This window comes from Vibrio sp. 1457 (assembly GCF_033340195.1).
GTDB classification, from domain to species: domain Bacteria; phylum Pseudomonadota; class Gammaproteobacteria; order Enterobacterales; family Vibrionaceae; genus Vibrio; species Vibrio alginolyticus.
In genome coordinates this window covers 150936-172565 of sequence record NZ_JAWOWA010000001.1, presented here as the reverse complement: position 1 = coordinate 172565, position 21630 = coordinate 150936, and the positions used below count along the sequence as shown (strand labels likewise).

16 protein-coding genes are annotated in these 21630 nt (G+C 44.6%); 11 read left to right on the top strand and 5 right to left on the bottom strand.

The window, feature by feature from the left end; genetic code table 11:
- Positions 1-172: 172 nt before the first annotated feature.
- The 4 genes from R7Z41_RS00780 to R7Z41_RS00765 all read right to left on the bottom strand — a co-directional run bounded on the left by R7Z41_RS00780 (position 173) and on the right by R7Z41_RS00765 (position 4520).
- Positions 173-1522, bottom strand: a complete 1350-nt coding sequence (locus R7Z41_RS00780; RefSeq protein WP_005378071.1) for an ATP-binding protein — start codon at positions 1520-1522, stop codon at positions 173-175.
- The gene (locus R7Z41_RS00775) at positions 1512-2171 is read right to left on the bottom strand and encodes a response regulator transcription factor (protein WP_005378073.1); all 660 of its coding nucleotides are present in this window, start codon (positions 2169-2171) and stop codon (positions 1512-1514) included. Before R7Z41_RS00775 ends, R7Z41_RS00780 begins: the two co-directional genes overlap by 11 nt.
- Positions 2172-2247: 76 nt before the next feature.
- The gene (locus R7Z41_RS00770; RefSeq protein WP_372036143.1) at positions 2248-2613 is read right to left on the bottom strand and encodes a PepSY domain-containing protein; all 366 of its coding nucleotides are present in this window, start codon (positions 2611-2613) and stop codon (positions 2248-2250) included.
- A 155-nt stretch (positions 2614-2768) separates the two neighbouring features.
- Positions 2769-4520, bottom strand: a complete 1752-nt coding sequence (locus R7Z41_RS00765) for a DEAD/DEAH box helicase (protein ID WP_021707635.1) — start codon at positions 4518-4520, stop codon at positions 2769-2771.
- 121 nt (positions 4521-4641) lie between these two features.
- Here R7Z41_RS00765 and rsuA point away from each other — a divergent pair, with 121 nt between their 5' ends.
- The 3 genes from rsuA to R7Z41_RS00750 all read left to right on the top strand — a co-directional run bounded on the left by rsuA (position 4642) and on the right by R7Z41_RS00750 (position 7644).
- Complete coding sequence (gene rsuA, locus R7Z41_RS00760) at positions 4642-5343, top strand: 16S rRNA pseudouridine(516) synthase RsuA (protein ID WP_206969800.1); 702 nt, start codon at positions 4642-4644, stop codon at positions 5341-5343.
- A 436-nt stretch (positions 5344-5779) separates the two neighbouring features.
- Positions 5780-6982, top strand: coding sequence for a Bcr/CflA family multidrug efflux MFS transporter (locus R7Z41_RS00755; RefSeq protein ID WP_017820848.1), 1203 nt, complete (start codon positions 5780-5782; stop codon positions 6980-6982).
- A complete protein-coding gene (locus tag R7Z41_RS00750; RefSeq protein WP_017820847.1) occupies positions 6982-7644 on the top strand; it encodes a DUF2913 family protein in 663 nt (220 codons plus the stop codon). Before R7Z41_RS00755 ends, R7Z41_RS00750 begins: the two co-directional genes overlap by 1 nt.
- Before the next feature lie 30 nt (positions 7645-7674).
- On the opposite strand, the gene R7Z41_RS00745 is transcribed toward R7Z41_RS00750, so the two are convergent.
- Complete coding sequence (locus tag R7Z41_RS00745) at positions 7675-9126, bottom strand: DUF2867 domain-containing protein (RefSeq protein ID WP_065274393.1); 1452 nt, start codon at positions 9124-9126, stop codon at positions 7675-7677.
- A gap of 94 nt (positions 9127-9220) precedes the next feature.
- On the opposite strand from R7Z41_RS00745, the gene R7Z41_RS00740 reads away from it, so the two are divergent.
- From R7Z41_RS00740 to fabV, 8 genes are all read left to right on the top strand, one after another.
- Entirely contained in the window at positions 9221-10597 is a 1377-nt protein-coding gene (locus R7Z41_RS00740) for an MATE family efflux transporter (RefSeq protein ID WP_172563313.1), read from the top strand.
- Between the two features lie 187 nt (positions 10598-10784).
- Positions 10785-11456, top strand: a complete 672-nt coding sequence (locus R7Z41_RS00735; protein WP_005378040.1) for an ABC transporter ATP-binding protein — start codon at positions 10785-10787, stop codon at positions 11454-11456.
- On the top strand, positions 11437-13890 hold the full coding sequence (locus R7Z41_RS00730) for an ABC transporter permease (protein ID WP_005378038.1): 2454 nt from the start codon (positions 11437-11439) through the stop codon (positions 13888-13890). Before R7Z41_RS00735 ends, R7Z41_RS00730 begins: the two co-directional genes overlap by 20 nt.
- Positions 13890-15014, top strand: coding sequence for a lipocalin-like domain-containing protein (locus R7Z41_RS00725; RefSeq protein WP_042521997.1), 1125 nt, complete (start codon positions 13890-13892; stop codon positions 15012-15014). Before R7Z41_RS00730 ends, R7Z41_RS00725 begins: the two co-directional genes overlap by 1 nt.
- A gap of 330 nt (positions 15015-15344) precedes the next feature.
- On the top strand, positions 15345-16496 hold the full coding sequence (nhaA, locus tag R7Z41_RS00720; RefSeq protein ID WP_005378034.1) for a Na+/H+ antiporter NhaA: 1152 nt from the start codon (positions 15345-15347) through the stop codon (positions 16494-16496).
- 717 nt (positions 16497-17213) lie between these two features.
- Positions 17214-17849 carry a TetR/AcrR family transcriptional regulator gene (locus R7Z41_RS00715; RefSeq protein WP_005378033.1) on the top strand — a complete coding sequence of 212 codons (636 nt, stop codon included), beginning with the start codon at positions 17214-17216 and terminating at the stop codon, positions 17847-17849.
- Between the two features lie 71 nt (positions 17850-17920).
- Positions 17921-20203 (top strand): acyl-CoA dehydrogenase, encoded by a 2283-nt coding sequence (locus R7Z41_RS00710; protein ID WP_065274396.1) that lies wholly within the window; start codon positions 17921-17923, stop codon positions 20201-20203.
- Between the two features lie 174 nt (positions 20204-20377).
- Entirely contained in the window at positions 20378-21580 is a 1203-nt protein-coding gene (gene fabV / locus R7Z41_RS00705; protein ID WP_005378029.1) for an enoyl-ACP reductase FabV, read from the top strand.
- Positions 21581-21630 lie beyond the last annotated feature (50 nt).

The following is a 21630-nucleotide window of genomic DNA, read 5'->3' as shown; positions in this document are numbered from 1 at the left end:
TTCCAATTATAAATGGGCAACCCAAATCGTATCCAAATCAACAAAAAGGTATGATTTAGCGGGGTGGAAGGCTATCCCTTTTAACGCTTTGCTTGGATTTTGTTCACATCGACTTCATTTTCATCGGTTTACTGATCATGGTCCGAAAAACAAAGTTTATGTGTTATATGCTTTATGTTCGGCTGAGATGTAAGACTAAAGATGCTTTTAATCCACCTAAAGCGCTTGTATCCAATGTTAACTGACCTCGGTAACTGTGTGCCATTTCACTGACTATGTTTAGACCAAGACCTGAGCCAGGGGTTGTTTCATCCAATCTAACTCCTCTCTTGATTACTTGACTCAGTTTCTCTTTAGGGATGCCTGGCCCATCATCTTCAATAATGATGTGTATATTTTCCTTATCCTGAGAGGAGTGCACACGAATCATGCTGTTGGCCCACTTATAGCCATTTTCTAGCAAGTTACCTAGCATTTCATCGAGATCGGTCTGCTCTACTGCTACATTCAGCTCTGAATCAAGTTCATTAATTAAGGTAATGCTTCGGCTCGCATACACTTTATCAAACGCCATTGAGATAGCATCCACACGATCTGCTGGGTTCGACTTCACTGATAATATGTTCATCGATCCGGCCATACGGGCACGACCCAAATGGTAATCGATATGGTCTTGTATTTGATTGATTGGAGCTCTGAGACGGGATTGTGCCTCAGGTTCTAACGTCTGAACTTCATTTTTTAGAACAGAAAGTGGCGTTTTAAGTGCATGAGATAGGTTACCTGCATGATTGCGAGCTCTCTCTAGTAATTCTTGGTAATGGAACAGCAGAGCGTTGAGGTCGAAGATTAGAGGAGAAATCTCTTTTGGGTAGGTTTCTTCTAGACTCTTTTTATTACCAGACTTCAGCTCGGCTAATTCTTTTTGTAGCTTTGTAAGCGGACTCAATGACCAAGCAATTTGCAGTAAAATGACGGTAAGTACGCCCGCGAATAATAAACCCAAAATAAGCCAAAGTTGGCCGATTAACGTTTGAAGGGTATTTTTAATGGGCTCTTCGTCAATACCAATAATAATGTGAATAGGACCATCGTAATCAGGAAGATACAGTGCTTTTTCTAGCGTAATTAGTTTTTCGCCTCTTGCTCCATACGCATCTTTATCCAAACCTTTGTATTCGATTTTTTTGTCCCACAACGAACGAGAACGTTCGAGGCTTGCCTCTGTAGAGGCACTCCAATACAAACCACTGTAAGGTCGGTTAAATCGAGGGTCTGATAGCTGAGCTGCGAGTGAAAGATGCCCGGTGTTATCGACTTCTAACTGTGCTGCGACTTCATCCATAAAAATGCTGAGCTGTGAGCGAGTGTCATCAACCATATAGTTGTAGACCTGCGTCGGTATCGTCACACCAGCGGCGAGGATCATTGCCGTTAACCAAACGATCGCCGCTAAAACGAGGCGACTTTTGATACTCAGTCGTTTTATTGCGTTCAACGGTAGCCTGTTTCTATTCGGCATTTAATTGGTATCCCAACCCTCGGACAGTTTTGATGATCTTTGGTGCGATTTTTTTGCGAATTCGGCCGATAAAAACTTCGATTGTGTTGGAGTCACGATCAAAGTCTTGTTTGTAAATGTGCTCGACGAGTTCGGTTCGAGAAATCACTTTTTCCGGGTTATGCATAAAGTAAGCGACCACTTTATACTCTAGCGCCGTCAAGCTTACCGCTTGCCCTTGCCACATGACTTTAGAAGTGCGTGTATCCAAGCTCAAGTCGCCAATTTGCATCACAGGAGAGGCATTACCAGAGGCTCTTCGAAGCTGTGCACGAATACGAGCGATAAGCTCAACCATTTCAAATGGTTTAGTTAGGTAATCGTCTGCACCTGCGTTTAAGCCTTCAACTCGCTGCGTTAGGGTGTCGCGAGCGCTTAAAATCACGACAGGAGTATTAATGTTTTCATCTCGGATGCCTTTTAGGACGGTAAGACCATCCAGTTTTGGCAAGCCGAGGTCAAGAACAATGGCGTCCCATTCTTCCGAAGTCGCGCGATACAGAGCGTCTATGCCATCTTGGGACAATTCTGGTACCCAGCCGGTACTTTCTAATGTTTCGATGATTTGCTCGCCTAAACGAGGATCATCTTCAACAACAAGTATTTTCATATTGATGATTCTTATTATGTTTGGATTTTTATCGAAGTAAGTTACGCATCGTGTCTGGATTACGCATTAGACAAGTTTAGTTGTTTTGCGGCTTTAACGCTTTGTTAAAGCTGCGACCTTTGATCTCAAGCATTTCCAGCGTGGCGGCGTCGTACTCAACTTTCAGGACGCTATTGTTGTACAGAATTTTCAATTCATACACCCAAGCATCATCATCTTCTTCAAGCTCGACCTTGATGATGCGGCCGTATAAGTCGTTTTCTACTGCGGCGTAAAGTTCCGAAAATGGTCGTATATATCCTTGTTGAACCGCGCGATAGACCTCATCTTGATCTTCATCGAATTCGATGCGTGTTCCTGGCTTTTCGACATCTTGCACGATGGCGTGGCCATTTTGTGATGTGTACTCGTTGTCATGCTTGGCAAAACTTGGTGCACACATGAATGTCGCAATAAGGCCGAAAAGTAACGCAGAATGTAGAGAAGTCGTTGCTTTATACATAGTCAAACCTTTTCTGGAGCGTTAGCCGCAGTATATCGGATATAGATGAACAGAGAGTGAATCAGCTAATTAAGTTTTGCCATGTGTTGTGGATGTTATTTCAACTCATCTTCAAAAATTTTATCTCGCAGCTTCCAAAAGCGACCAGATTTTCTAGCAATAACAAACTGAGGCAAACGGAAACGATGTTGATTAGCGACAACGCGTGTCGGTGAAGCCTCTTCAAAAGGGCGATGCTTGTCTGCTAAGTGGGGGCGTACGAACTGATCTTTAAACGTTTGTTTTTGTTTTTTGGTACTCAATGACCAAAACTCATGAACTAACGCATTGCCTTCGCCTTGGTATGGTTCACCAGAATACGTCACCTTTAGCTGAGATTTACCATCACTGGACTTAAATACAGATAGGTCCATTTCTGTGCATTCAAAGATTAATGCATCTTTGAGATTAAGGGCTTCTTTTAGCTTTTTATCTGGGTCTACGAGCGTCGCATCACACTCATGACAAATTCGTGCAGCGATATCGTTGTCCGCACCACATTCACCGCAGTATTTGGCACGAAAACGGTAGCCACAGTGTTCACGTTCGCCTGTGTCTTCATCTTCAAAGTAACCTTGGCAACGTCTGCCAAAATGTTCAACCAAGAAACCGTTACTATCCAACTTACCCCAGAAGTTGTTATTGAATCCGCAAGCCGGGCAAGGAATCGTGATAATTTCACTGTCAGAGTCTGGTTTGGGATCACCGACTTCAGGTTGGTATAAATCGTAGCTGTTGCCTGCGTAATCAAGCACTAAACATTCTGATTTTCCGTCTGATAAGCGTAATCCTCGTCCTACTATCTGTTGGTACAGACTGACTGACTCTGTTGGTCGCAAAATCGCGATTAAATCGACATGCGGCGCATCAAACCCGGTTGTCAGTACCGAAACATTGACTAAGTATTTTATTTGACGATTCTTGAACGCTTGGATGATCGCATCGCGCTCCGGCGTAGGTGTATCACCAATGACGATTTCAGTTTCGCCTTCTGGCAATAAACTGTGTATCTCCTGTGCGTGTCGAACAGTTGCAGCGAAGATCATGACACCTTGACGCTCTTTCGCATATTGCATGATTTGCTCAACAATTTGTGGAGTCGCACGTTTGGCTTTATCGATCACCATGTCCATTTCTGCTTCTTTGTAGCGTCCGGTGTTAGCGGGCTTCAGCTGAGAGAAGTCGTAAGACAAAACGGGCGCATCCATCATGCGGGCTGGAGTGAGGAAGTTTTCGTCGAGCAAGTAACGGATCGGCAGTTCGAAAATACAATCGCGGAAGAATCGAGGCTCTTCGGTTCGCACTTGACCTCGGGTGTGATACTGATAAATCCAGCCCATTCCTAAACGATAGGGCGTTGCAGTTAGTCCTAGCACCTTAATGCCAGGGTTCAGTTCTCGTAAGTGAGTAATAACTTTTTGGTAGCTGCTGTTTTTGTCATCTGGCACACGATGGCACTCATCAATAACGAGCAGAGAAAACTGGTTTTTGAACGAATCTAAGTTACGTACGACCGATTGAACCGAAGCAAACACGACTTGCTGGTCAGTTTCTTTTCGTCCCAATCCTGCTGAGAAGATGGAACCTTTTAAACCATAACCTTCATACTTTGCGTGGTTTTGCTCGACCAGTTCTTTTACGTGGGCGAGGACTAACACTCGTCCTTTCGCAAGGCGAGCAAGTTCTGCGATCACCAAGCTTTTTCCTGCACCGGTTGGCAGCACGATCACTGCTGGTGTCGAGTGTTTACGAAAGTAATGAATAACGGCTTTAACCGAGTCGGCTTGATAAGGACGAAGTGTGTACATGAAAATATGTGAAATTGCTCAACTATTCGAACGAGGAACGCTATAATACCTGACTTTTATACCCAAGTGACCTTTAAACCAAGATTTAGAGATCACTTGGGTATAATTCAATGAGGTATTCATGCGTTTAGATAAATATTTGTGTGACGCTCTGGGTGCAACACGCAAACAGGCAACAAAGATCATCAAAAGTGGAGACATCACCGTAGACAGTGAGGTTCAAAAAAGTGGTGCATTTAAAGTACCTGAAGGTGCGGAAGTGATGTGGGAAGACCGTGTTATTGGTGCTCCTGGTCCTCGTTACATTATGTTGTATAAGCCTGCTGACTTTGTTTGTTCACATGAAGATGGCTACAACCAAACTGCATTCGCATTGCTTGATGAGCCTAAAATTGAAAACCTTCACTTTGCGGGCCGATTAGATGTCGACACAACTGGTTTAGTGTTGATTACGGATGATGGTAAGTGGTCTCACCGTATTACCTCACCTAAGCATAAGTGTGAGAAAACGTACCGTGTTTGGCTCGTCGATGCTATTCAGCCAGATTACGCGGAAAAGCTCGAACAAGGCATCATTTTGCGCAATGAATCAGAAGCAACATTGCCCGCTCGTTTGGAAATCGTGAACGAGGCCGAGAATGAAGTATTGTTAACTATCGTGGAAGGTAAGTATCACCAAGTGAAACGTATGTTCGCGGCGTTAGGAAATAAAGTTGAGTACTTACATCGTGAGCGTATTGGTTCTATCGAACTTGATGAGGCACTAGAACCAGGTGATTATCGCCACCTCACGCAAGAAGAAATTGATTCTATTTGGAATTAATTGTCGGCATGGGAAATTCTTTAGTTCCTAATAGGAACTAGTCTTTTGGTAGGAATTGGCTCAAAATAAATTTTCCTACCAAAATTAGTGCCTAGACAATTCCGGTGTGCTTACTCATCTCAGTGATATGCCTTTGCATTTAGCTGATGCATGCATACTCTTATTGCAAAGCCTTCGGCTACGGTGAATGGAATGATGGTGTCAACGCCATCATTTTTACTGCATTGTGTTTGTTTCCCATAAACACATTTCGCTTTCACATGCTTTTCTATGTCGAGTTCGTCAAGGTCACACCTTGGTACATATTTGCCCTTATGATTCTCGAACGTTGGATAGAACAGGTTTTTGGCTTCTACATTCAGCGATATGAGAACTTCCGTTATTTTCACTTTGTTCTGCAAGTATTGACGGTAGGGCTCCAACAAGAGGTAAAAGAATGACAGAAAAAGCTCAAAGTGCTCCGCAATCCCAAATCAGTTTTCTATTGTTTCTGGTACTAGGAGCGATTGGTGCTTTGACGCCTTTGGCGATCGATATGTATTTGCCTGCGATGCCAACAATTGCGAAAGATTTGGGGGTCGCGCCTGGCGCGGTTCAGATTACGTTGACGGCTTATACCGCGGGTTTTGCGATCGGCCAGTTAATTCACGGGCCGCTTGCCGATAGCTTTGGTCGCAGACCTGTGTTGATTTTAGGCGTACTTTTCTTCGGCTTGGCTGCTGTTGTGAGTGCGACAACAAATGGCATTGATGCGCTGACCTATGTACGTACGGCACAAGGTTTTGCTGGCGCGGCAGCGGCGGTCATTATCCAAGCTGTCGTGCGTGACATGTTTGACCGTGAAGACTTTGCACGCGCAATGTCCTTCGTTACTCTGGTCATTACTATTGCGCCGTTGGTGGCACCGATGATCGGTGGCCATCTCGCGATTTGGTTTGGTTGGCGTTCCATTTTTTGGGTACTAGCTATTTTCGCTGTAGTTGTGATTTTTCTCGTACTTTGGAAAATCCCTGAAACGTTACAGCCTGAAAATCGTCAGCCTCTTCGTTTCCGCACGACGCTGAGAAACTACGCCAGATTATGCTCCAATCCTGAAGCGATCGGTTTGATGCTCTCAGGTGCGTTTTCATTTTCCGGAATGTTTGCATTTTTGACGGCGGGTTCTTTTGTTTATATTGATTTATATGGTGTTCGACCAGACCACTTTGGTTACCTATTTGGTTTGAACATTGTGGCGATGATCATCATGACCAGTATTAATGGTCGCTTGGTGAAGAAAGTTGGTTCCCATGCCATGCTTCGTTTTGGGTTGTTCGTGCAACTTTTGGCGGGGATTGGTTTATTCGTAAGTTGGTTAATGGACTTCGGATTATGGGGCATTGTACCTTTTGTTGTGCTGTTTATCGGTACATTGTCGACGATAGGTAGTAACGCGATGGCGCTGCTTTTAAGTGGTTACCCATCAATGGCGGGTACGGCGTCGTCTCTAGCGGGGACATTAAGATTCGGTATCGGTTCATTGGTTGGTGCGCTGGTGGCATCACTGCCCGGGAATGTTGCTTGGCCGATGATCATCGTAATGTTTGCTTGTTCTGTGCTTTCAGCACTGTTTTATTGGACTTTAGGAAGAAAGGCGTAATGTCGAATTACACCAAAGAAATTCAAAACTTGGTTAACTCAGCACTTGAAGAGTTAGATCAAGAGCATCGCTCAGGTAAGTTAGCCAATGCCCCTGTTGCGAATAACCATTATTTAGTGCGTTGGGTAACAAAGGCGCTAAAATCACAACGTTTCGGACGTACGGTAGGCGATGACTTAACGCGTTGGCAAAAAGCAGGTCGCTCAAAGGGGAACGATGCTGGTTTGTTGTTTATCTTTAAACGTATTTCTTCTTTTTATGCGCAATTCTTCCCTGAAGGTGAAGACTCCAAAGTGTTCAAAGATTCAGATATTGAGTCTTTTCTTGATTTGATGGAGCAAGCAGGCTGGGAAGTCTCAACATCTGAGCAACTGATTGGGTGCGGCAAAGTACAAATCTTCACTGAAGGTCAAAACTCTTTAGCGTTATGTGCAGACCAATGCGAAAGCTGTTTTGATGGCGAGTTGCTCGTAAAGCCAATGAGTTGGTTTGTGCGTGGCAATCATGCTGAGTTTGTTGAGAAAGCAGCGCAAGCGGGCTTTATGGTTCATAAGGTAACAGACTACAAATCGATGGTGAAATACCATGGCGAGTACCTTATTTTTCCAGCAAACGAAGGCAACCAGTTAGCCGAAATTCCACTCTCGTTCAAAGCTGACTAAAGTGACATTTTGAGTGTTTAGAAGCCCCTGTTATTGGGGCTTTTTGTTTTCTAAACGGTTTGCTTCTTTCGCGATGGCTTTGACCATGCCTTTAAATATGAAAAGATGGGCTGGCATCATTGCAAACCAATAAAGCAGCCCAAGAAACCCTTGCGGGTGCCACCAGGCGGTAATATCCAGCTCTCGTTCGTCACCGAGATCTTTGATGGTAATTTCTAAACGCCCAAGGCCTGGGCCTTTCATACCAAAAAACAGTGAAAGAAACTGATTATTATCGCAGCGAATCACTTTCCAAGAGTCAATAAAATCACCGACTTTAAGCTCTGGTCCAGGAGGAGAAACGCGAATCGGTTTTCCGCCACCAAAAAAGATATCGAGCCATTCACGTGTACGCCACAAGATGTTGGCAAAGTAATAGCCTTTTTCGCGACTCCCGATCTTTTGCGCCACTTTCCATAATGCCGCAGCGGAGGCATGAGTTTTAATGCTCGCTCCAGCTTGTTTTGGGTAATAGCCATATCCTGGTTGCCATCGACGAAGCGCTGCGGGTTCAAACCCCCAGACATTACTGCGTACAAATGTGCCTTCATCTTGAATGGTATCAGTTACCGCTTGCTCGTAGCTGATCAGCGTTTGAGGAAATCGTTCTTCAATCGCTTTGGAGTTTGCAATGTAGTCGTGCTCTAAGCCCGCAAGTAATGCTTTACCGATACTAGTTGGCACTGAGGTAACTAAACCTAGCCAGTACGATGCCATTTTCGGAGTAAGTAGCGGGGTCGACCACAGTCGATACGGCTTGTTCGTGATTCGGCAAATGACTTTGAACTGTTCGCGGTAGCTAAGTGTATCTGGCCCACCAACTTCATAAATTTGACTTTCTTCTGGAGAGGGGGCTTCTGCTAACTTCAACAAATAGTGGTTGAGATTGGGCAAGGCAATAGGGTTCGCTTTTGAGTCGACCCATTTAGGCGCGATCAAAATAGGTAAGTTGTAGACAAAGTCACGCATGATTTCGAAAGCAGCAGAGCCGGGGCCGATGATAACGCCTGCACGCAATTCAGTTACTGGAATACCAGACTGTCGAATTATTTTTCCCGTGGCTTTACGAGCGGCTAAATGGCGAGAGTTTCCGGTTTGAGGTTGAATAGCGCTCAAATAGATAACATGCTCGACGGAGCTTTGTTCCAACGCATATTTGAAGTTCAAAGCAAGGTTTAGTTCGTACTCAACAAAGTCATCACCTTGAGCCATCCCGTGCACGAGAAAAAAGACTAAATCAAAATCGTTCACTACAGCCTTCGTGGTCTCTGCGTCAGCCAAGTCGAGATACCTTAACGTTAAATTAGGGTGAGGCTGAGTTCTTGACTCTAAATAATCAATATGTCGCGCCGCTGCTGTGACGGCGTAACCTTTATCTAAAAGTAACGGAAGAAGTTGAGAGCCAATGTAACCCGAGGCGCCTAGCACCAACACCTTTTTCATTATCTGTCCTTTTATCGTTGGTGGAATAAACACCACAGAGTATAATCATGAGACACTTTCCCCATTCTATCAATAAGTTGTCGTTGGAGCGCTTGTGACTTTTCTTTCTCAACTCTCAATACACGCAGATAAAGCATTCTTACGTCGTTTATTTGCAATCGCGTTACCAATTACACTGCAAAGCATGATGTTTTCTAGCAGAAGCCTCGTCGATGTTCTTATGCTTGGTCAACTTGGTGAAGCTGAAATTGCCGCTGTTGGAGTTGCTGCGCGCGCGACTTTCGTCACCACCATCATGTTAGTTGGGGTGACAACGGGCGGTGCGTTGTTAACCGCTCAATATTGGGGGGCTGGCGATAAAGTTGGGGTGCGTCGCAGTACCGCTTTAACATGGATGATCGCAATGATGTTTGCTGCGATTGCTGTTGCTTTGTTTGTTGTTTTTCCACAACTCATCATGAGCTTGACTACCGATTCACAAGAAGTGATTGAGCTAGGGGCCAGCTATCTCATTATTTCGTCGGTTAGCATGTTTGCTGTTGCATGTGTGGCCAGTATGTCGGTGGGCCTAAGGGCGATGCACCAACCAGGCCTAAGCACTTTTTTTAGTGGTATAGGCATTTTATCTAATGTGTTTCTTAACTGGGTTTTAATTTTTGGTCAATTAGGCTTTCCTGCTCTGGGTATTACGGGAGCAGCGATCGCAACGGTAATCAGTGGCGCGATCGAAGTAGGTTGCTTGTTTGGTTATCTATGGTTGAAAAAGCACATAATCGCATTTGGTTGGGATGATATACGCGCAGGATTGGTCTTAGATAAAATTACGCGTTTCTTGAGCCTCTCTTTGCCCACCACATTTAACTTCTTGGCGTGGGCTGGTGGGCTGTTTGCTTATCACGCCATCATGGGGCAAGCAGGTGTACAAGGTTTGGCGGCACTTTCCGTAATGACACCTGTTGAGTCGATCGCATTGGCGATGATGATTGGTTTATCGAATGCGGCTGCAGTTCTAGTCGGGAACCAGCTCGGCGCTCGTAATTTTGAACCCGTTTATTATCAAGCATGGGCTACGGTCATTTTGAATGTGCTTATCGCATTTGTGGTCGCCGTCTTGTTGATAGTGTCAAATCAATGGATCCTTAATGCGTTTAGTGCACTGACAACGGACACTCGCGAGCTAGCTGAACAGTTTATGGTGATTCTAGCGTTGGGTGTCGTGCTACGCTCGGTGCCGATGATGGCTATTGTTGGTGTATTACGTGCGGGCGGTGATGTTAAGTTTTGTTTGTATCAAGACATCTTGGCGCAGTGGGTGATCGGGATTCCACTCGCAGCATTTGCAGCGATTTATCTCAATTGGGACCCACAATGGGTTTACTTACTCTTTTTGACAGAAGAAGTTGTGAAGTGGGTGATTTGCTTGCCAAGAATGGTTAGCCGAAAATGGATGAAAAACCTGATTGGCCAGTAAGGAGGAACAGAGTTTATTTTGGCTGCAAAAATCTGCTCAAAACGTCAACAAAATTAGCAACAGAAAGTGAATCGAGTTGCATTTGTACTTCCATAGTGTGATCAAGCATTCAAAATACTTTCTACTAACAGGATTTTAGTGTAGATTCTGATCCCAATTTTTAAACACCATCCGAGCGGCATAATCAATGTTAAAACTGTCAGACCTATGTAAAGGCTATGTAGACGGGGGAGAGTTTCACCCTGTATTACAAGGGGCAGAATTAACATTGCAGCAAGGCGACCAAGTTGCTCTGATGGGAGAAAGTGGTTCGGGTAAAAGTACTCTGCTGAATTTAATCGCCGGATTAGATACTGCCGACTCTGGTGAAGTGCAGTTTCCAAATTTTGCTATGCATGAAGCACCGGAGCATTTAAGAACCCTTTATCGCCGTAACAATATTGGGAATATCTTCCAACAATTCAACCTGCTTCCTACACTTAATATTGCCGACAATATTCGTTTTTGTCGTCAGTTAAAAGGTCTGCCGGAAGATAAAGAGTTGTGGCGTCAAATTCTTTCTGCTTTGGACTTAATGCCATTGCTAGGACGTTATCCGGAAGAGGCGTCTGGTGGTCAGCAACAACGTGCGGCGATTGCTCGTGCACTCTATATGGAGCCAAAAATCCTGCTTGCTGATGAGCCAACTGGTAGCCTAGACGAGCGAAACGCAGAAGCAGTAATGCGCTTACTAACGAGCCTCGCTCGCCAACTGGAGTGTACTTTGCTGTTAGTGACGCACAGTGAAAAAGTGGCCGCCCATATGGAAGGAAAGATTCGACTTCAAGGAGGGCAGCTACATGTTATGGCCCGTAGTTAAGGCACTACTCGGTCATTACCGTCGTTACCCTCTACAAATTATTCTTGTCTGGCTGGGGTTAACTTTAGGCGTGTCCCTCCTTGTTGGTGTTACTTCTATCAACCAGCATGCAAAACAAAGTTATGCCACTGGTGAAAAGCTTTTCTCCAATCCTTTGCCGTACCGAATCCGAACGAAGCACTCTGCCAATAAAATTCCTCAAGGTTTCTATATTCAGTTACGTCGAGCTGGGTTTAACCAATGTGCACCGTTTGACGTGCTTCATCTAGATGCCAAGACCGATATGAGCCTGATGTTGGTGGGGATTGATCCTGTCGCGATGATCCCACTACAACAAGGAAAATCGCTAGGTGAGATGCCTGTTTTATCTCTAATGAAGCCTCCTTATCCTATTCTCGTTAGTCAAGATTTAGCCGCTTACATGAGTTGGCAGGATGGGGACTTCATTGAGATGAATGACGGAAGCCGTCTTGGGCCTATTCAAGTAGATAAGGACAAGATGCTTTCGGGTACTCGGTTGGTTACTGATATATCGTTGTTGCGTATGCTCAAGCGGAGCTCAGGTTTGTCTGCGATTTCTTGTGGCGAAATGCCAGAGGAAAAGCTGATAGCACTGAAAAACATGTTGCCAAACGGAATGACGCTTGTTAGGAATACGCGTACTGAGCTTGAGTCGCTAACTAACGCATTCCATATGAATCTCACCGCGATGGGAATGCTCTCGTTTTTGGTTGGGTTGTTTATTTTTTATCAAGCGATGTCTCTGTCTTTCATCCAGCGACAACGTTTGGTAGGTATTTTGAGACAGACTGGTGTTAACGGAACACAGTTAGCGCAAGCCTTATTGCTAGAGTTGTCTTTGCTCGTCTTTATTGCGTGGGCGTGTGGTAACTTTTTTGGCTTGATCTTAGCAAATGAACTTATCCCAGCAGTGTCTTCGAGCCTGAGTGATTTGTATGATGCCAACGTAGGCTTAACCATAGGATGGTCATGGCAATCTAGCTTATACAGTCTAATCATGGCAGCGATGGGTGCGTTGATATCGTGTCTGTGGCCATTAATCCGTTTGTTGAAGTCACAACCAATCCGCCTTTCTTCTCGACTGTCGCTAATGCGATTTGCTGGAAGAGAGTTCTCTTGGCAGGCGCTTGCGGCATGTGCGTTTTGTGTCGCTGCAATAGCGGTATATCAGGCGCCGAAAACACAAGAAACCGGCTTTGCTATTATTGCGCTGATGTTGGTTAGTGTGGCGTTGTTTATGCCATTTATTATGTGGCATATGTTCCAAAGTTTTTCTTATACCATGCGATGGGTTCGTGTCCGTTGGTTTTTTGCTGATGCAGCAGCGAGCATGAGCTATCGCGGTGTGGCTACGATGGCGTTTATGTTAGCGCTGGCGGCAAACATTGGTGTAGAAACGATGGTCGGAAGCTTTCGAGATACAACCGATAAGTGGCTAAATCAGCGATTAGCGGCTGATGTGTACATCTATCCGACCAACAATTCAGCCGCTAGGATGAGCGCATGGCTCCAGAATCAGCCAGAGGTGAACTCGGTTTGGTGGCGCTGGGAAAAAGATATGCCGACCGAGCATGGTGCTCTGCAAGTTGTGAGTACGGGCTCTTCTGAAGGTGAGTTAGACTCACTTACCGTCAAGTTAGGTGTCCCAAATTACTGGTATCAACTGCACGCTACCAAGAGCTTAATGGTCAGTGAGTCGATGGCCTTGAAGCTGGATATCCGCCCTGGCGATTTCATTAACTTGCAAGAACCGCTTGGTGGTGACTGGCAAGTCGTAGGCGTTTACTACGATTATGGAAACCCATATAACCAGGTGATGATGTCGCACCGGAATTGGCTGTATGCATTTGCAGGTACGGGTAATGTTGGTCTTGGCGTAGTATTAAAAGATAACGTCAATGGAGAAGGGCTGAAAAATCGCTTAGAGAATGTATTCCGTCTCCCGCAAGATCGTGTGTTTGATAACGGTAATATTTATAGCCAAGCAATGAGAGTGTTTGATCATACCTTTGCGATAGCAGGAACCTTGGGCAATATCACGCTGATTATTGCAGTGTTTGGTTTATTCTTTGCGACGTTGGCAGGAGAACTTTCACGGCAGCGGCATTTTTCCTTATTAAGGTGCATGGGTGTGTCCGGAAAAGAACTTGTCGTATTAGGTGGTTTGCAGCTATTCGTCTTCGGAGCCATTTCTGCGATTATTGCAGTGCCGCTCGGCTTGGCGCTCGCACATTTGATCGTTGATATTATCATTAAGCAATCATTTGGCTGGTCTCTAGAGCTTCAAACGATTCCATGGGAGTATGCTCAAACCATTGCTTGGGCGATGCTTGCCATCATGGTTGCTGGCGCATTGCCAGTTATTAGAATGATCAAAAGTACACCGATGAAGTCATTAAGGGACGCGTTGTAATGAAAAAAATGGGCTCTAAAAAACGCTTGTTGGTTTCAACGCTCATTGTTGTTACGTTCGCTTTTCTGACTGGGGCTGCTTTTTACTCAACTTTTTGGTTAGAGGCGACAGCAACACGAGAAAGCGAACTTGATTCTATCTTAACGCGTGAAAATCAAACGATTTTCGAGCCTGTACTACCTAATGAGCATGTCTCTTTACCCTCAGACTTTCGCTTTCATCCCGAGTATCAGCATGAATGGTGGCACTACTTTGCGAAGCTAAAAGATGAGCAAGGCAAGATCTACAATGTTCAATGGAGCTATTTCAGGGTTGCGACGGACGAGCGAGAAACCAGCGGTTGGCAGAACCCTCAATTGTACATTTCACATGTTGTCGTCAGTCATGGCTCGCATGTATGGAAAGAGCAACGGGTAGCTAGAGGTGGGATAGGCCAAGCTGGTATGATCAATCGTCCTTTCAGGTTATGGATTGATAATTGGACTTGGCGATCACTCGGTGCGACGCCTTTCCCGGGCAACTTGAATGTGAATACTGATACGTTTGGACTTGAGCTCAATACCATGACAAGCGGCCCCTTTGTGGTGAATGGAGACAAAGGCTTCCAAGTTAAACATGCGTTGCAATCTGTTGCTTCTTTTAGCTTCAGTGCTCCATTTTTAAAAGTAAAAGGCAGCTTAAGCTTAAATGGTAAGCGATTCTCAGTGACGGGTTCTGCATGGGCGCAAAAAGAATGGGGCAGCGGCTTAATTGGTGAGGGGCAACAAGGCTGGGATTGGTTTGTTTTCAATTTAGATGATGGTCGAGCATTAACTGTTAGCCGTTATCGTCATCATGGGCAAACACCGCACGTATTTGGCACGTTGTCGACACGCTCAGGTAAAGTCATCAACCTCTCAGACGATGATATCAGTATTAAACCAATGCAAGTGACCAGTTTATCCAATGGAAGAAGGTTACCTTTGCAGTGGATTATCAATATTCCGAAGCATCAAATTAATTTGACTACCCGCATTATCAAGTCAGATATGTGGCTACCCTTTGTAATACCTTACTGGGAAGGGCCTACTTTAGCTTCCGGCTCCAATGAGGCTTGGGGCTTTATGCAGCTGACAGGCTATTGAGTTGTGAAGAAAACCACCCCCTACGGGTGGTTTTTTGGTGCGCGAAGCTTCCTAGCTTTTTCTCAAAAGTACGGGGTTATCATGATGGTACAAGCCGTGTTATGCTGATTTTCTCATCATCTTGATAAATATTTGGTGCGACAAGTACAAATACGATCTCCGATCAAAATTGAGTGTCATGTTGGAAAATACGATGTATAGTAAACTTAACATCGAAAAAACCGAAGTTTATACTCTGAAGAAGCGATTATTCTAAAGTTTTCGACAGCTATACACTCTTATCACTCTTTGTTAATCGTTTATTAAGATAATAAATATAAGGACGAAACCATGAACGATGTCATTCGTGACTTTTTCAAAATGGAATCAGCAGGTGGTATTCTTCTCGTAATTGCAGCGGCAATTGCGATGACCATTGCTAACTCACCGCTGGGCGAAACTTATCAATCTGTACTGCATACTTATGTATTCGGTATGTCAGTTTCTCACTGGATTAATGACGGCCTAATGGCTGTTTTCTTCTTACTTATTGGCCTTGAAGTGAAGCGAGAGCTACTTGAAGGAGCGCTAAAATCAAAAGAAACCGCAATTTTCCCTGCGATTGCAGCGGTTGGTGGTATGTTAGCCCCTGCTCTTATTTACGTTGCGTTTAATGCTAACGACCCAGAGGCGGTTTCTGGCTGGGCCATTCCAGCTGCGACGGATATTGCATTTGCTCTAGGTATCATGGCGCTACTAGGTAAGCGTGTACCAGTAAGCCTTAAAGTATTTTTGTTAGCTCTCGCTATCATCGACGATTTAGGCGTGGTTGTTATTATTGCACTGTTTTACACAGGTGATCTTTCTAGCATGGCGCTGCTTGTTGGCTTCATCATGACTGGTGTCCTGTTCATGTTGAATGCGAAGGAAGTGACGAAACTGACGCCATACATGATAGTCGGCGCGATCTTATGGTTTGCGGTACTTAAATCTGGTGTTCACGCAACACTTGCAGGCGTAGTGATCGGCTTTGCTATTCCTCTTAAGGGTAAACAGGGCGAACATTCCCCACTTAAGCACATGGAGCATGCACTTCATCCATACGTGGCATTTGGTATCTTACCTCTATTCGCATTTGCAAATGCGGGGATTTCGCTAGAAGGCGTATCGATGTCAGGCCTAACTTCAATGCTGCCATTAGGTATTGCTTTGGGGCTACTGGTTGGTAAGCCTCTAGGTATCTTCACCTTTAGTTGGGCTGCTGTAAAAATGGGTGTAGCTAAGCTACCGGAAGGCATTAACTTCAAGCATATCTTTGCGGTATCTGTGTTGTGTGGTATCGGTTTTACAATGTCTATATTCATTTCCTCTTTAGCGTTTGGAAATGTAAGCCCTGAGTTTGATACCTATGCTCGACTAGGTATCTTAATGGGCTCGACGACAGCCGCGTTACTTGGCTACGCGTTACTGCACTTTTCTTTGCCTAAGAAAGCGCAAGCGTAAGATACACACTGTTTAGTAAAGCCTCCCATTCGGGAGGCTTTTTTATGTCTGCAGATCGGCACATCAACCACTTCAGGCTGGTTACTTTTGTGACCAGCTAAGGTCTAGCTTATGGAGTTGGGGCAAATCATCGAAAGAGGCGCTTGGCAAATCTATAGGCGAAAAAAAGCCCAGCCGAAAATTTGACTGGGCGGATACAAACATAGGAGTTAATAAGAAAAAAGCAGCAACGTAACAATTAGATGGAAACAAGTTTGACGGCCAGTGAAACTTCAAATGCCCTAACTGTTACGTATATTCAGACCGAGCCTTTTCCAAACAGTTCCATTTTTTTTCAAAAAATTTCTACTTAATGCTTTCTAGCTTCTTACACACCCGAAAGTAATAGAAAAATCGAGATGGATTACCAACTTGGTGAAGTGACTAACTTCGGTGTTTCTCATTTTATATCCCCTAGAACCGAAGATGTATTTCATACTCTCGTCGCTTACTCCGAGCCGTCAAGGCTATTGTTAGCGTTTCAATTGCGATGGTCTGAGAAATTTGATCGTTTTCTTCTGACAAGCTTCACTGGAGTATTCGATTGAATTTCAAAAGATTAGATCACACCTTTTACTGTCTGGTCAGACCAATTGGTTAAAGTGTGATGTTAATCATTTGTTAATCTTAAGTTTCGGGAGTATATTTTCAAACAGTTGTTTAATACGAGTGATTAAAATGGCCCCGAGAACATCAACAAAAGAAAAAATACTCGATGTCGCAGAAGGACTCTTTGCTGAACATGGCTTTAATGATACTTCGCTAAGAACGATAACAGGTAAAGCTAACGTTAACTTAGCATCGGTAAACTATCACTTTGGCGATAAAAAAACGCTGGTTAGAGCGGTTTTAGATAGGTATTTAGAAGCACTAATGCCGAGCATTAAGACTTCATTAATTGAGTTAAACACGCGCGATAGCTACAACATGGACGATGTCTTTGAGTCATTGCGATTACCTTTACGTACATTAAACGATGTACGCCCAAATGGTACTGCGCTATTTATGTTGTTAATTGGCCGCGGTTATACAGACGTTCAAGGTCATCTACGCTGGTTCATTACCACCAGATACGAAGAGGTACTGAACCTTTTCACTTTCTCGATAATGAAGGCGAACCCGGAACTATGTGAAGAACAGTTGTTTTGGCGACTGCACTTCACGTTAGGAACCTGTGTATTTACGATGGCTTCAAGCCAAGCTCTTTCGGAGCTGGCAGAAAGTAAGTTTGAAAAGGAAGTCGATGTGAAATCTGTCGTAGATTTACTGATTCCATATTTGTCAGCAGGAATGTCAGCAAAGCAGTTGGCATAAGACAAATAAGAAAGTTAAACCAATAATAAGATTATACCCCGAGCGGTTACGTGAACAAAAGGATCTGAACTATGAGCTCTCTACGAAGAAAATGGATTAGTGACCCGGCTTTTAAAGTGTTCAAAAAAGTATTGCCACCTCTGTCTAGCACAGAGAAAGAGGCGATGGAAGCGGGTAGTGTATGGTGGGATGCCGAACTATTCTCAGGCAAGCCAAACTTCACAACATTGCATCATTATCCAACGCCTACACTGACGGCAGAAGAGCAGTCATTTATGGATAATGAGCTTGAAACTCTGCTAAAAATGCTTGATGACCAGAAGATTGTCAAAGAAGACAGGGATTTACCGCCTGAAGTATGGGAGTACCTACGTAAAGAGCGATTTTTCTCTTTGATCATCTCGAAAGCATATGGTGGTCGTGAATTTTCCGCTTTGGCGAACTCAACCATTGTTTCTCGTATTGCGACTCGAAGTATCAGTACCGCGGTTTCGGTAATGGTACCGAACTCTCTTGGTCCTGGTGAGCTGCTATCGCACTATGGTACGCAAGAGCAAAAAGATTACTGGTTGCCTCGTTTAGCTGATGGTACAGACATCCCTTGTTTCGCCCTAACTGGCCCTGAAGCGGGTTCTGATGCGGGTGGCATACCTGATCAAGGCGTGGTTTGTTACGGCACCCATGAAGGCAAAGAAGTGCTTGGCGTGCGAGTTAGTTGGAATAAACGCTACATCACGCTTGCGCCAGTTGCGACAGTGCTCGGGTTAGCATTTAAACTGCAGGATCCTGAAGGGCTACTTGGTGACAAGAAAGAGGTTGGCATTACATGTGCGTTGATTCCCGCTGACCATGAAGGTGTCGAGATAGGCGAACGCCATGATCCTCTGGGGTCTGCGTTTATGAATGGTCCTACTCGTGGTGAAGATGTCTTCATCCCTATGGACTGGTTGATCGGTGGCGCTGATTATGCAGGTAAAGGTTGGCGTATGCTGGTTGAGTGTCTTTCTGCTGGTCGCGGTATCTCTCTCCCAGCGCTTGGCACAGCGATTGGTCACCTTACTACACGTACAACAGGTGCTTATGCTTACGTGCGTAAACAGTTTGGAATGTCGATCGGTAAGTTTGAAGGTGTTGCAGAAGCAATGGGGCGCATTGGTGGTCTTACTTACCTACTAGAAGCGACGCGTACGCTAACGACGACTTCTCTCGATATGAAAGAAAAACCTGGGATTGTAACCGCGATTGCCAAGTACCACATGACGGAAATCGCGCGTACCATTCTAAATGATTCGTTTGATATCCATGCGGGTCGTGCGATTCAAGATGGTCCAATGAACTATCTTGCTAAACATTACCTTGGTATCCCGGTTGCTATCACTGTTGAAGGCGCGAATATTCTGACTCGTAACCTGATGATTTTTGGTCAAGGTGCGACTCGATGTCACCCATATGTTCTAAAAGAAATGGAAGCTGCGGCGAATCCAGATTCTGAACAAGGTGCGAAAGAATTTGACAACTTACTCTTTAAACACATCAAGCACGCTCTCGGTAATACATTCGGTGCATTTGGTGCAGCACTAACTGGTTCTCGATTTGTTAACGCGCACATGAGTGGCCCAACGCAGCAATACTACAAAGACATTACTCGTCTCAGTCGTGCACTTGCAGTAAGTGCAGACTTTGCGATGTTAACCTTAGGTGGAGACTTGAAGCGTAAAGAAATGATCTCAGCACGTTTGGGTGATGGATTAAGCTATCTATACATGGCATCTGCTGCCTTGAAAAAGTATGAAGATGAAGGCCGTCAACAAGGCGATCTAGACTTCGTTCATTACGCTGTTCAACACTGTTTGTATAACGCTTCTAAGTCATTAAATGAGGCTTACACCAACTTCCCTGTGAAATACGTTGGCGGTGTGCTTAAGGGGCTATTGTTCCCGCTTGGTAATCATTTCAATAAGCCAAGTGATGAGCTGTGTGTGAATTTGGCTGAAGCGATGATGACACCAGGCGCGCAACGTGATCGCCTCACGCATCTGTGCTACATCGGAAAATCAGAGGATGACAGCGTAGGCTTAATGGAGAATGCATTCCTTGCAATGTACGACATTAAACCTTTGGAGCGTAAACTTATGAAGGCTGCGAAGGATGGTAAAGTGGCTCGTAAAGGTCTGCTGCATGACCGTTTGCAGCAAGCATTTGAAGCAGGCGTGTTAACTGAGCAAGAAATTGATCAAATCATGGCTGCAGATAAATTGCGCTACAAGGCGATTCAAGTTGACCACTTTAGTCATGACTTTTCTGAAGTGCGAACTCATAGCCCAAAAAAGTCGCAGTTGAATCCGGCGGCATAATAGACAACTAATGTTAAGAAAAGCACCTCAATGAGGTGCTTTTTTGTATTCTTGGGGAGTGGATGGTGGGATAGTGCTCCAACCACTTGCCTTTTAAGAGCATTTTTACAGAAATTAGATGCGAAATCCCAACGAAACTTTTATCCTAACAAGGTTTTTTAAAGGAAGTTGAATATGATCATCAAACCTAGAATTCGTGGATTTATCTGTACTACAACGCACCCTGTTGGTTGTGAAGCTAACGTAAAAGAACAAATTGCGTACACCAAAGCGCAAGGTCCAATCAAAAACGCACCTAAGCGTGTTCTTGTTGTTGGTGCATCAAGTGGCTACGGTCTATCTTCTCGTATCGCTGCGGCATTTGGTGGCGGTGCATCAACTATCGGTGTTTTCTTCGAAAAAGAAGGTACTGAGAAGAAACCAGGTACAGCAGGTTTTTACAATGCCGCTGCTTTTGAAAAGCTAGCGCGTGAAGAAGGTCTGTACGCAAAAAGCTTAAACGGCGACGCTTTCTCAAATGAAGCGAAACAGAAAACTATCGAGCTCATCAAAGAAGACTTAGGTCAAATCGATATGGTGGTTTACTCACTGGCATCTCCAGTACGTAAAATGCCAGAAACTGGTGAATTAGTTCGTTCATCTCTTAAACCTATCGGTGAAACTTACACATCAACGGCTGTTGATACCAACAAAGATGTGATCATCGAAGCTAGCGTTGAGCCTGCAACAGAAGAAGAAATCAAAGACACTGTCACTGTAATGGGCGGTGAAGATTGGGAACTTTGGATCAATGCGTTGTCTGATGCTGGTGTTCTTGCTGAAGGTTGTAAGACCGTCGCGTATAGCTACATTGGTACTGAGCTAACTTGGCCAATTTATTGGGATGGTGCACTAGGTAAAGCAAAAATGGACCTAGACCGTGCAGCGAAAGCGCTAAACGACAAGTTAGCAGTAACAGGTGGTAGTGCCAATGTTGCGGTACTTAAATCTGTTGTAACTCAGGCGAGTTCTGCAATTCCTGTTATGCCACTGTACATCGCAATGGTATTCAAGAAAATGCGCGAAGAAGGTGTACACGAAGGTTGTATGGAACAAATCTACCGTATGTTCAGCCAACGTCTATACAAAGAAGACGGTAGCGCGGCAGAAGTTGATGAGATGAACCGCCTACGTCTGGATGACTGGGAACTTCGTGACGACATTCAGCAGCACTGTCGTGAGCTATGGCCTCAAATTACGACTGAGAACCTAAAAGAGCTGACTGACTACGTTGAGTACAAAGAAGAGTTCTTGAAACTATTTGGTTTCGGCGTTGAAGGCGTAGATTACGAAGCGGATGTGAATCCAGCAGTTGAAGCAGACTTCATTCAAATCTAATCGAATCACAGACTAGATAACCAATAAACAAAAGGCGCTCATTGAGCGCC